At 51.6% G+C, this 13490-nt stretch carries 6 protein-coding genes; all 6 read left to right on the plus strand.

The genetic code is table 11. The annotated features are described in order from the left end of the window. Positions 1-4: 4 nt before the first annotated feature. The 6 genes from galK (at position 5) to AC6I7T_RS17530 (ending at position 13047) form a co-directional block, all read left to right on the plus strand. Positions 5-1171 carry a galactokinase gene (galK, locus tag AC6I7T_RS17505; RefSeq protein WP_497788676.1) on the plus strand — a complete coding sequence of 389 codons (1167 nt, stop codon included), beginning with the start codon at positions 5-7 and terminating at the stop codon, positions 1169-1171. A gap of 264 nt (positions 1172-1435) precedes the next feature. Next, the gene (gene glgP / locus AC6I7T_RS17510) at positions 1436-3205 is read left to right on the plus strand and encodes an alpha-glucan family phosphorylase (RefSeq protein WP_497788677.1); all 1770 of its coding nucleotides are present in this window, start codon (positions 1436-1438) and stop codon (positions 3203-3205) included. 524 nt (positions 3206-3729) lie between these two features. Then, entirely contained in the window at positions 3730-4974 is a 1245-nt protein-coding gene (locus AC6I7T_RS17515; RefSeq protein WP_497788679.1) for an efflux RND transporter periplasmic adaptor subunit, read from the plus strand. Beyond that, positions 4971-8279, plus strand: a complete 3309-nt coding sequence (locus AC6I7T_RS17520; RefSeq protein ID WP_497788680.1) for an efflux RND transporter permease subunit — start codon at positions 4971-4973, stop codon at positions 8277-8279. The genes AC6I7T_RS17515 and AC6I7T_RS17520 overlap by 4 nt, the downstream gene beginning before the upstream one ends. A 2-nt stretch (positions 8280-8281) precedes the next feature. Next, positions 8282-11392, plus strand: a complete 3111-nt coding sequence (locus AC6I7T_RS17525; RefSeq protein ID WP_497788682.1) for a multidrug efflux RND transporter permease subunit — start codon at positions 8282-8284, stop codon at positions 11390-11392. Positions 11393-11403: 11 nt separating this feature from the next. Continuing rightward, a complete protein-coding gene (locus tag AC6I7T_RS17530; protein WP_497788683.1) occupies positions 11404-13047 on the plus strand; it encodes an efflux transporter outer membrane subunit in 1644 nt (547 codons plus the stop codon). Positions 13048-13490 lie beyond the last annotated feature (443 nt).

Below are 13490 nucleotides of genomic sequence, written 5' to 3' on the forward strand. Positions count from 1 at the left end.
GAAGATGAAGAATCCCGAACAAATTCGCAATAGCCATTTTCACCGTTTTCATGTTGAACCTACTCTCTTTTCTGCGCCTGGCCGCGTAAACCTAATTGGAGAGCACACCGATTACGCTGATGGATTTGTTATGCCGGCAGCGATCGATTTCTCGACGATAGCCGCAATCAGTCCTCGGAATGACGGGCAGATTGTGATTTATGCGGAGAACTTTACAGAAGAACGAGCCTGGGATTTGAAGGCACTGCCCTCCGAGAAGACGAGTCATTGGAGCGATTACCCGATGGGTGTAATCAAGGTTCTCCAGGGCGAAGGGTTTAAGCTGCCGTCATTCTCACTTACCTTAAGCGGCGATGTGCCTCTTGGTTCCGGTCTGAGTTCTTCGGCATCGGTCGAAGTGGCGACGATGACGGCTATCCTCAGTCTTCTGGACCACTCTTATACTCCGCCTCAAATTGCCCGTTTGTGTCAGCGTGCCGAGAACGAGTTTGTCGGAGCGAAGTGCGGCATCATGGACCAATTCATCTCCAGCTGCGGTCAGGAAAACCATGTTCTTCTACTGGACTGCCGAGATCTGAGCTACCGGCTTGCACCACTTCCTGAGCATGTTGCGATTGTGATTGCCAATACGATGATCAAGCACTCAATCGCCGGGGGCGATTACAACACACGTCGTGCAGAGGTAGAAGAGGCCACACGAATTCTGCAAGGGCATCGCAAGGAGATCCAGAAGCTCAGAGACGCGACAGTTGAAGATCTGGACCGCTGGGGCTCTGAAATGCCTGTAAACGTTCTCAAGCGAGCTCGCCACGTTGTTACGGATAGCAATCGCGCCGTTGCTGCCGCAGATGCGCTTTTCCGGGGTGATCTTGAGGAGCTCGGAAGGCTGATGGCTAAGGCGCACGTCAGCTATCGTGACGATTTTGAGGCCAGCTGCCAGGAAGCAGATTTGATGGTCGAACTGGCAGGTGGACAACCTGGACTCATCGGCGCACGTCTGACTGGCGGAGGGTGGGGTGGCTGCACAGTAAACCTTGTGGAAAAGTCATTTGCGTCATCTTTCGCTGAAGCTCTTCGCCAGGGATATCGAAGCAAAACCTCCATCGACCCGGATGTCTATATCTGTCAAGCATCTGCAGGTGCGCATCAGTTAGAGATTCCGGTTAAGTAAAGCAAAGACTTCACTGAAGGCCCATTCATCTGGGCCTTTTTTGAAGCAGTAAATTTGCTTAGGGAACGACTGGCATCTTGCTAGAATGCGGTTACTGACTCCAAAACTATTCCAATACGTTGGTGAACCGATAAAGTAAGGGACCCCTCCACCACATAGGGAGCAATTCTGTGTTGGTAATGAAGGGGCGGTTTTGGACTACAGCGGTTACTCTGCGGTAAACCCACAGAGAATGACGCTGCTAAAAGTGGAGAATCGATTCCGATGCAGTCTTCAAAAACAATAAGTGAATTTTTTCCCGATCTTGCGAACCTGGATGGTGTTGTCGCTTATTTTTCAATGGAAATTGCCATTGACCCACGCATGCCCACCTACAGCGGTGGCTTGGGCGTTCTAGCCGGCGATACCTTGCGTTCAGCGGCTGATATGGGACTTCCCCTGGTTGCCGTTACCTTGTTGCATCGGAAGGGGTATTTCCGCCAACACCTGAATCCTCAGGGGCTGCAGTCGGAAGAAGAGCAGGGTTGGGCACCGGAACAACTGCTTACGGAAGAAGAACCGCGCGTTGTCATTAACATCGAGGGTCGTCCAGTACATGTTCGTGCCTGGCGTTATGACCTTGAGGGCGTGAGCGGCCATGTCGTGCCGATTTATCTGCTGGATACGGATCTTGAAGAGAACGATCCCCGCGATCGTGCGCTAACCGACCATCTTTATGGTGGGGATACCAACTATCGCCTTGCACAAGAAACAGTGCTTGGTATTGGCGGTGCCAGAATTCTTGAGGCACTGGAGCTGAATCCGAGTGTCTTCCATCTGAACGAAGGCCATGCTGCGTTACTGGCCGTAGCGCTGCTCGAGCGACAGATTGGTGATCGTCCGCTTGAGTCCGTGACGGAACGGGACGTGGAAATGGTTCGTCAGCTCTGCGTCTTCACCACCCATACACCGGTTCCTGCGGGCCATGATCGTTTTTCGATGGAGCAGGCGCACCGTATTCTCGGGAGCAGCCGGGCATCGACGCTTGAGCGTTTGGGCTGTTGCCACGAAGGTCTGTTGAATGTCACGTATATCGCCCTGCGCTTCTCGCGGTTTGTGAATGGCGTTGCCATGCAGCACGGTTTTGTCTCCCGGGAGATGTTTCCGGGGAACACGATTGATGCCATTACAAACGGTGTTCATGCGACTACGTGGACAGCAAACTCTTTCCAGCAACTTTTCGATCGCCATATCCCGCGCTGGCGGCAGGATAACTATCAGCTGCGCTATGTGATCTCGATTCCCGAAGACGAGATCGTTCGCGCACATGCCGAAAACAAGCAGATCCTCTTCGACGAAATTGCGAAGCGGACTGGAGTTCGGCTGAATCCTTCTCTTCTGACCCTTGGATTTGCCCGTCGTGCTGCGACGTATAAGCGTGCCGATTTGCTCTTTACCGAGCCGGAGCGCCTTGTTCGTATTGCCAATCAGTGCGGAGGACTCCAGGTTATTTATGCAGGTAAGGCTCATCCGGCAGATGAACCGGGTAAGGCTCTGATTCGCCGGGTTGTCGAGTTGGCCAGCCAATACCGTTCGGATCTGCTGCAGATCGTTTATCTGGAGAACTACAACTGGGAACTGGGTGCACTGTTAACGAGCGGTGTCGACATCTGGCTGAACACCCCGCGGCGGCCTTACGAGGCCTCGGGAACCAGCGGCATGAAGGCAGCGTTAAATGGCGTTCCCAGCTTGAGTATCCTTGATGGATGGTGGATTGAAGGCTGCATCGAAGGCGTTACCGGGTGGGCCATTGAAAATGGCGCCAGCGATGCTGAAGAAGCTGCCTCGCTCTATCGTAAGCTGGAGCAGCATATTGTGCCGATCTACAAGCATGATTCCCAGCGTTGGGCCGCTATCATGCGCAGTACCATCACGCAGAATGGCTCCTTCTTTAACACCAATCGCATGTTAGAGCAGTACTTGTGCAATGCCTATCGGCAGCCGAAGGGGATGGGATATTCGGTGGAGGCGTTGGAAAGCGCACTCGCGAAATAGTGTTTCTATGAGAGTTACAAAAAGGGCAGCATTTAGCTGCCCTTTTGTATTTAGGCGTGCCCATTTCCGGACATGAAAAATAGTCATGGGTCTGGGGCTTGATTGCAGTGGTTTTGATATCGGTAATTGAAAATGCGAGCTCTACAACGAAGATGGTTACCTACCTGCCCAAGGCGGCATCAGGAGATTTCTTTAATATGCAAGTCCGCTGGCGGGGTTACCATGACCTGTTCGGCATAAATCTGCAAATTATTGCGCCAATTGCAACTTACCTCTGGGGCTGTGCGTCTTCTTAAACAGTGGTTAGATCCTTTGCCCCATTCTCGGTCACTTGACGTATTCCCCTCCGGGCAATTTCCGCCACCGTTATTGCCAAAGGAATGTGGGTGGGTCTTTCTCTTCAGGAAATTCGTCAACCTTAATTACAACAACTACTACTATTGTAGAAGTGACCCGACACGGGCTTAATTTAGGAGCGCGTTGGTGATTCTGTCAGAAAAGGCCGCCATCGCAAAAAGATTGAGATGGAAGAAAATTCTCCTGTTTCACCGAATCGACCAGACGACTATAGCTTGTCCTCTCACTCCAAACCCAACCGCTCGCTGAGCTGGAAAATTATCGTATGGGGTTTGGTTCTTCTGGTTTTTGCCGGACTCTTTGCTCTGGTTTTGCGCCATCAGAATACTCCGCAAGCAGCTGCCCAGATGGGGCGGCGCGGGATGATGGCTGGACCGGTTACGGTAATTCCTGCCACTGCAATCAAGGGTGACATCGGGATTTATCAAGAAGCAATTGGAACGGTAACGCCCGTCTATACTAGTTCTGTTACCAGCCAGGTTACGGGAATGGTCACGGCTGTTCATTATCACGAGGGACAGCTGGTCCGTAAGGGAGATCCCCTCGTAGATATCGATCCTCGTCCTTTTATGGCGCAGTTAGCCCAGGCACAAGGGACTTTGGAGAAAGATACTCATATCCTGCAGCAGGCAAAGATGGACCTGGAGCGCTATCGCGCAGCCTGGGCCCGGAATGCGATTGCCAAGCAGGTTCTGGACGATCAGGAAAAGACGGTATTGCAGGATGAGGGCACCGTCAAAGCCGATGAAGGTCTGGTGCAATATGACCGTGTACAGGTTTCCTACTGCCATATCACTGCTCCGTTTAGCGGACGAGTAGGCCTGCGTCTCGTAGACCCTGGCAATGTGGTGCAGGCTAATAGCACCTCTCCGCTGGTTGTGGTTACGCAACAGCAGCCGATTACGGTGATTTTTACTATTCCCGAGGATGCTTTAGGGCAAATCCAGACTCAGCTTCGCCATGGAAATAAACTTCCCGTGGATGCTTATGACCGGTCGGCGCAAACAAAGATAACCAGCGGCAAACTCCAGACCATCGATAATCAGATTGATACGACTACTGGCACTGTCAAGCTGCGTGCTCTCTTTGATAACAAGAACGGCGAACTTTTTCCGAATCAGTTTGTGAACACCAGGTTACTGGTGAACACGCTCAAGGATGTAACGCTGATTCCTACTTCTGCCATTCAGCATAATGGCCAGCTCACGTTCGTCTATGTTCTCAAGGATGATGTTGCGCACCTCCAAAACGTTACATCAGGTGCTTCAGAGGCGGGGATGACTGCGGTTCAAGGTATTGAACCCGGAGACGTGGTTGCCAACAGCAGCTTCGAGAAGTTGCAGCCGAATGGAAAGGTAGTCATCTCTAAAGGAAATCCACCCGCCAACACGCGCGGGAGCCGTGCCCAGTGAGTCCATCACGTCCATTTATTCTCAGACCGGTAGCCACCTCTCTGTTGATGGCTGCTATCTTGCTGGCAGGCATCGTTGCCTATACGCAGTTGCCGACCTCTGCTCTGCCGCAGGTCGATTATCCGACGATTCAGGTCCTTACCTTCTACCCTGGTGCGAGTCCTGATGTTGTGGCTACTACGGTTACTGCGCCGCTCGAACGGCAGTTCGGACAATTGCAAGGCCTGAGCCAGATGACTTCGACGAGTTCCGGAGGAACCTCCGTCATTGTCCTGCAATTCAATTTGAGCCTCGATATCGATGTTGCGGAAGAAGAGGTTCAATCGGCAATCAATGCCTCGCAGAGTTATCTGCCCAGTGTATTGCCGACACCGCCTATCTATAGCAAGACCAATCCTGCCGACGCTCCGATTCTTACTCTGGCTATTACCTCTGACACGCTTCCACTCTCTCAAGTAGAGGACTTGGTCGATACCCGTCTGGCGCCGAAGCTTTCACAGCTCCGCGGTGTCGGTTTGGTAAGTATCAGCGGAGGTCAGAAGCCTGCGGTTCGTATCCAGGCCAACCCCACTGCACTTGCTTCCTACGGCATCACGTTTGAGCAGTTGCGTACAGCACTTATCCAGACGAGTGTGAATTCCGCAAAGGGCAATTTCGATGGTCCTCGGCAGAATTATCAGATCGATGCGAACGATCAACTGCGGCGAAGCGACGAATACAAAAACATCGTTGTGGCCTATCGAAATGGCGCACCGATTGTCCTGAAGGATGTTGCTAGTGTTGTCGATGGAATTGAGAACAACAAGCAGGCTGCCTGGATGAACCAGAGCCCCGCTGTAATTCTCAATATTCAGCGGCAGCCCGGCGCCAATACTATCGACGTTGTAAAGAGCATCAAGGCCATCCTGCCTCAATTGGAAGCTAACCTACCGGCTACGATTCGCGTAACCCAGATGACGGACCTCACGGTGCCCATCAAGGCATCGGTTGCCGATGTGCAATTTGAGTTGATGCTCACGGTTGTCCTCGTGGTCCTGGTCATCTTCCTGTTCCTGCGTAGTATCCGGGCTACGATTATTCCCGCTATTGCCGTGCCTATCTCTCTCGTCGGCACTCTTAGCGTGATGTATCTGCTGGGCTATAGCCTCGATAACCTTTCGATGATGGCTCTCACCATTGCCACCGGCTTTGTGGTCGATGATGCCATCGTCATGATCGAGAATATCTCCCGCTATCTGGAGGAGGGCGAGGAGCCATTAAAGGCGGCGCTGAAAGGTGCAGAGCAGATCGGTTTTACGATTTTGTCCTTAACGATCTCGCTCATTGCTGTGCTGATTCCTCTGCTGTTCATGGGAGATGTTGTAGGTCGCCTATTCCGTGAGTTTGCCGTGACACTGGCGGTTACGATCATCATTTCGGCAGTTGTCTCTTTGACGCTGACCCCCATGATGAGTGCGCGGATCTTGCGGCATGATCCGAAGCAACAGCAGACGCGCTTTTATCGTGCCTCGGAGCGGGCCTTCGAGAGCATGATTGCCTTCTACGGAAGAACTCTGAAGTTTGTTCTGCGCTATCAGACCATAACGCTGATGGTGGCATTAGGAACTTTAGTTCTGACCATCTTTCTGTACATCGTCATTCCCAAAGGATTTTTCCCTGTACAAGATACAGGCGTGATTCAGGGTATCTCGCAGGCTCCGGAAACTATCTCCTTTCCTGCTATGGCAGAGAAGCACAAGGAATTGGCTAAGGTGATTCTCGCCGATCCTGCGGTGCAGAGTCTTACATCGTTTATTGGTGCCGATGGAACGAATACCACTCTGAACAGCGGACGCTTCTCTATCAATTTGAAGCCGTTAGAGGAACGCGACCTGAATGCTTCGGATGTGATTCGAAGGTTGCAAACCAAATTACAGGATGTTCAAGGAATCAAGCTCTTTATGCAGCCGGTCCAGAACATCACCGTCGATGATCGCGTGAGCCGCACGCAGTATCAATACAGTCTTGAAGATCCGGATTCGGTTGAACTTAATCTGTGGACGAATCGTTTCGTGGAAGAGCTGAAGAAGCTGCCGGAGCTGGAGGATGTTGCGACCGATCAACAGACAGGCGGGTTAGCTGTCTCCATGGTGATCGATCGTGTTACAGCGTCGCGTTTAGGAATCGCTCCTTCCACGATTGATAACACCCTGTATGACGCTTACGGACAACGTCAGATCAGTACGATGTACACGCAGCTTAACCAGTACCACGTGATTTTAGAAGCATTGCCTGAGTTTCAGCTTGATCCAAGCAAGCTTTCGAGCTTGTACATCCAGGCTAATGCTGCTTCAGGGACCTCGGGGCCGGGAGCCTCTACATCCTTCTCCGCTTCAAGTTCGGCTTCGGCGGGTTCGAATGCCACGACAGCTGGTGCCGCGTATACCCCCAGCTCAGGAGTGCTGACCGCTGCTTCCGATGCATTGACGCCGAAGAGCACCACTTCGAGTACCGCTGTCAGTTCTACTCCTGCGAATGCCGTGCCGTTGGGTGCCTTTACGCATTATGAGAGTGTTAATTCACCGCTCTCCATCAATCACCAAGGCCAGTTTCCCTCTGTAACGATCTCTTTCAACCTGGCTCCACGGGCCTCCTTGGGAACTGCGATTTCCAAGATCGACAAGGTTCAGAAAGATTTGAATATGCCTGCCAGTCTCCAAGCTGAATTTCAGGGAACGGCTGCATCTTTCAAAAATTCACTTTCGAATGAAGCTCTACTGATTGTGGCAGCATTGGTTACCGTCTATATTGTGCTAGGCGTCTTATACGAGAGCTTTATTCACCCGGTTACCATTCTTTCTACATTGCCTTCGGCAGGAGTTGGCGCATTATTGGCGCTCATTCTCTTCCGTCAAGATCTGAGCGTGGTGGGCATCATCGGCATCATTCTGCTGATCGGTATTGTGAAAAAGAACGGCATTATGATGGTCGACTTCGCGTTGGAAGCTGAACGAAAAGAAGGCAAGAGCTCTACTGACGCGATCTACGAAGCCAGCCTGCTACGTTTTCGCCCAATCATGATGACCACGATGGCTGCACTCCTCGGTGGAATTCCTCTGGCGCTGGGAACAGGCATCGGTTCAGAATTACGCCGGCCCTTGGGCATCTGCATGGTTGGCGGTTTGCTCTTGAGCCAAGTTTTGACGCTGTATACCACGCCGGTTATCTATATCTTCTTTGACAGGCTTGCGCAGCGGTTCTCGCGCAAGCGTTCGAATGCGCCTATGCCGAATGTTCCGGAATTGCCGGGAGCCCAGGCGGACTAGCTATGAATCTGTCGAAGATCTTCATCTACCGGCCTGTAGCTACGACTTTGTTGACGGTTGCAATCGCTTTGGCTGGAGCGCTTGCCTTCAATGTGCTGCCGGTATCTCCATTACCCCAGGTTGATTATCCGACGATCTCTGTTGGTGCCTCTCTACCGGGAGCCAGCGCGGAGATTATGGCCTCTTCCGTAGCTACTCCGCTGGAAAGGCAGTTCGGTCATATCGCCGGTGTCTCGGAGATGACGTCAGCAAGTTCGCTAGGCACTACGAGCATTACGCTGCAGTTTGAGTTGAGCCGTGACATCGATGGCGCAGCGCGAGATGTTGAAGCGGCAATTAATGCGGCACGCACCTATCTACCTGCGAATCTGCCGGCAAATCCAAGTTACCGCAAAGTGAATCCCGCCGATGCTCCAATCATGGTCCTTGGCCTTACCTCGGATATCTATGATCGAGGCAAGCTTTACGATGAAGCTTCGACGATCATTCAACAGAAGCTATCGCAGATACAGGGCGTTGGTCAGGTTTCTACCGGCGGCGGTGCCTTGCCCTCCGTGCGCGTGGATGTAAATCCCACACAGCTTAATCAATACGGATTTACGCTGGCGAATATTCAGTCGATGCTGAGCCTGCAAAACTCGCATCAGGCTCGTGGCCAACTTTCAAACGGTATTGCGACTGCAGACATTCTTACCAATGATCAGATTCGATACGCCGACGAGTACAGACCGCTGATTGTTGGGTATAAGCATGGAACAGCCGTTCGGCTTTCCGATGTTGCTACGGTTACCGATTCTGTTCAGAATGTGCGTTCTGCCGGATATCTCAACGGCAAGCCGGCTATTCCGATCATCATCTTCCGACAGCCGGGCGCGAATATCATTCAGACTGTCGAGAATATTCGCAAGCAGCTCCCATCCATAAAAGCTTCGATTCCTAAAGGAATAGATACCACTATCGTTCTCGATCGTACGACTACCATTCGAGCGTCGGTGCGAGATGTTGAGCGGACTCTGCTAGTTTCGATTTGCTTGGTTGTTGCAGTGGTATTTTTATTTCTGCGTAATCCCCGAGCCACACTTATCCCCGCGATTGCGGTTCCTGTATCTTTGATCGGCACTTTCGCGGTGATGTATCTGTTGGGATTCAGTCTCGACAATCTTTCGCTAATGGCTCTTACCATCTCCACCGGCTTTGTGGTGGACGATGCCATCGTGGTGATGGAAAACATCTCGCGGCATATCGAAGGCGGAATGGAACCGTATGCCGCAGCCTTAAGGGGGGCTAAGGAGATCGGGTTTACCGTATTCTCCATCAGCGTTTCTCTTATTGCTGTTTTTATTCCGATCTTGATGATGGGCGGCATCGTGGGACGGCTCTTCCGCGAATTCGCCATTACACTTTCGACCGCCATCATCGTTTCCATGGTCATCTCGCTGACCACGACGCCAATGATGTGCGCTCATTTGCTCAAGCCGCATAACGACGATCATGGTGCTCTCTATCGTTGGAGCGATAAATTCTTTGCCTGGCTGCTTTCGATTTATCGCAAGTCATTGATCTGGGTGCTTGATAATTCCGTACTCACCTTGATTGTGCTGGTGCTGGTGGTGGCACTGAATGTGGTGGTGGCAACGAGAATACCCAAGGGATTTTTCCCTGTCCAGGATACGGGTGTCATTGTCGGTGGTGTTCAAGGACCGCAAGATGCGTCCTTCCAGGTGATGAATGACTCTGTTCGCCAATTGGTATCGGTGATCAAGACTGATCCTGCTGTGGACAATGTGGTGAGCTTTACGGGTGGACAGGGTAATGCTAACGGCGGTTTTATCTTTATGTCTCTCAAACCGCTGGAGCAGCGCAAGGTGAGCGCGATGCAGATTTTGGGTCGATTGCGTCCCAAATTAATGGCTCTACCGGTAGCTTCGGCATTTCTGCAGCCGGCACAGGATCTCCGTATTGGTGGACGCAGCAGCAATGCGCTTTACCAATACACCATTCAGTCCGACAGTGCACGTGATCTGGCTTATTGGGGCCCAATCCTCTTGCAGGAGATGCGTAAGCTTCCCGGCTTCCAGGATGTGAATTCCGATCAGCAGAATGGTGGTCTGGACCAATACCTGACGTATGACCGTGCGACCGCAGCGCGCTTGGGCATTACGACACAGAATCTGAACTCAGCTCTTTATAGTGCCTTTGGACAGCAGCAAGTCTCGATTATTTATACGCAGCTTAATCAGTACTACGTAGTGCTTGAAGTAGCTCCGCAATTCTGGCAGACGCCCGAAGGATTGAAGTACATCTATCTGAATTCCGCAAATGCTGGAAATGTGCCGCTCAGTGCGGTAGCTCAAATGCAGCCGCATGCGATTCCGTTGGCTGTGAATCATTCGGGCTTATTTCCCTCAGTGACTGTCTCCTTCAATCTGATTCCGGGAATGTCGCTTAGCGATGCTACCCGAGAGGTTGTCCAGATGCAGCAACGATTGAATATGCCCAATACTGTTCGTGGCTTGTTTGCCGGAACTGCCGAGGCTTATCAAAAATCGCTTTCGAGCGAACCGATTCTTATCCTTACGGCATTACTTGCTGTCTATATCGTCTTGGGAATTCTCTACGAGAGCATGATGCATCCCCTTACCATCATCTCGACGCTTCCGTCCGCAAGCGTTGGAGCTATGTTGGCGCTGATGCTCTTCAAAATGGATCTCAATGTTATTTCCATCATCGGCATTATTCTTCTGATTGGAATTGTGAAGAAGAATGCCATCATGATGATCGACTTCGCATTGTCTGCCGAGCGCAATGAAGGCAAGACCACGACAGACGCTATCTTCGAGGCCTGTATGCTTCGCTTCCGTCCAATTCTGATGACGACCATGGCCGCGATCTTCGGTGCATTGCCTTTAGCCTTCGGCACAGGAATTGGTTCGGAACTGCGGCGTCCCTTGGGAATCACGATTGTCGGCGGACTCATCATGAGCCAGCTACTTACTCTTTACACCACTCCGGTGGTCTATTTGTTCCTCGACCGTGTGCGCCTTCGTATCTTGGGGAGAGAGCACGACACACTTCCTCCTACGAATGGAAGCGTTCCGGAAGAGGCTGTATAGCGGGGCCTAAGATGAAAGAATTTGATATCGACACACGTAAAATGAGCCTCCAATCTCCATCGCGTCTTTGTCTCCTGGCGTCTGCGCTTCTTGCGTGCGTGCTAACTGGCTGTATGGTGGGCCCCAAATATCACGCGCCTGCATCACAGACACCACCTCCGCCTGCATATAAAGAGATCCCGGCAAATGTGCCGCAGCAGACACCAGCTGCACCGGCTCCAAATGCTCCTGCTACTTCGTCGTCTGGTTCAACTGTTTCTAGTGATCCGACACTTGCAGGTCTTGGAGGCTGGACAGTTGCTCAACCTCAGGATGCTTTGTTGCGAGGTAAGTGGTGGGAGATCTACAACGATCCTGAGTTGAATGCGCTCGAAGAACAAGTCAATATCAACAATCAAAACATCAAGACGTCCTTTGAGAACTTCATGGCTGCGAGGGCCATTATTCACGAAGCTCGTGCACAGTACTATCCAACGGTGGGAACGAGTCCCAGTTACAGCCGTTCCAAGAGTTCCGGGAATCTGCAAAATACTATCGGCTCCGCTGGAGGGACTTCCGGTGGCCGACAGAGCCGAATCATAGATTTGCCTATAGATGTCTCCTGGCAGCCCGATCTCTGGGGGAAAATCCGAAACACGGTGGCTCGCGCTCAGTATTCGGCTCAGCTCAGTGCGGCGGATCTCGAGAATGAGCGATTGACGGAACAGGCGAATCTGGCCATTTACTTCTTTGAGCTTCGTGGCCAGGATGCTCTCAAACAGATTCTCGACACTACCGTTAGCTATTATCAGAAATCGCTTGATTTCACGCGTGCGCAGTACGAAACCGGTGTTACCACGCAGCTTGCGGTCGTTCAGGCCCAGAATGCTCTAGAGAGTGCCCAGTCCCAGGCTACAAACCTGGGTATTGAGCGGGCCCAATTTGAGCATGCGATTGCTACTCTTATCGGGAAGTCGGCCTCGGATTTCTCCATTCCAGTGAAGCCGATGCTTGTCACTCCACCTTCTATTCCGGTCGGACTCCCATCGCAGTTGCTTGAACGCCGTCCTGATATTGCCGCAGCAGAACGTACGATGGCAGCAGCGAATGCGCAAATCGGGATTGCCTATGCCGCGTACTTTCCAAATCTTTCACTCTCGGTGACTGGCGGGCTTGAAAGCTCTACCTGGAAGCACTTGCTCGACTGGCCCAGCCGCTTCTGGTCAATTGGTCCCTCGGTTTCGGAGACGATCTTTGATGCCGGTTTGCGTCGGGCAACCGTGAATCAATATGTCGCTACCTATAATGCCGATCTTGCAGCCTACAAGCAGACTGTCCTTCTCGCCTTCCAGCAGGTGGAAGATGCCTTGTCTACTCTGCGAATTTTGACGGAACAGATTCAGCAGCAGCACCGGGTGGTTGAGTCTGCCAAAGTTGCACTTGATTTGGAGACAACACGTTATGAAACCGGCCTCGATCCTTACATCAATGTAGTGACGGAGCAGAATACGCTGCTGGCGGCTCAACAGACGTTGGCTCAGCTCGAGATTCAACGTACAACGGCTTCAGTTCAACTGATTGAAGCTTTGGGTGGTGGATGGGACCGCTCGCAATTGCCAACACTCGAGCAAGTTACGGCTAAGCCGACCAAAGCAGAGACCGCACAGCAGAAGTAAGACAAAACTTCGTGCGACCGTTCCTCAAGAGCGGTTGCACGAGGTTTTTAGGAAACGATAACTGTATCGTTTCCCATCAAATCTGCATTTCCTACTTCATCCTGCCGAATTTCCTCTCTAAAGCCTCTATCGCTGCTGCCGACAACTCAAATTGAACCATAGCTATCAATTTTTCAAATTAGCGATTTATCAAGCAAATATTGGGTATTTATGAAAATATTTGCCATATTCATGGCTGTAAAAAAGATTTTTGAAAGTTACTATTGACAATCGATAGATATGGTCGTGTAGGATTCCACGCGAAAAGAAATGGTGTGCAAGCTGTGTTCTGTAACCCATCTAGATCGAATTGTCGAAATGATCCTGCGGTGATTGGGATTGTGTGAAAGAGATGGAAGCGAGCCACCGAACAACCAAACAACTATGGGTTTTCGAAAGGGGAG

It is taken from the genome of Humiphilus diazotrophicus (assembly GCF_059726315.1).

Excerpts from the sequence above, each read along its gene's own strand:
- galK (WP_497788676.1), top strand. The coding sequence starts at position 5 with ATGAAGAATCCCGAACAAATTCGCAATAGCCATTTTCACCGTTTTCAT.
- glgP (WP_497788677.1), top strand. The coding sequence starts at position 1,436 with ATGCAGTCTTCAAAAACAATAAGTGAATTTTTTCCCGATCTTGCGAAC.
- AC6I7T_RS17515 (WP_497788679.1), top strand. The coding sequence starts at position 3,730 with ATGGAAGAAAATTCTCCTGTTTCACCGAATCGACCAGACGACTATAGC.
- AC6I7T_RS17525 (WP_497788682.1), top strand. The coding sequence starts at position 8,282 with ATGAATCTGTCGAAGATCTTCATCTACCGGCCTGTAGCTACGACTTTG.
- AC6I7T_RS17530 (WP_497788683.1), top strand. The coding sequence starts at position 11,404 with ATGAAAGAATTTGATATCGACACACGTAAAATGAGCCTCCAATCTCCA.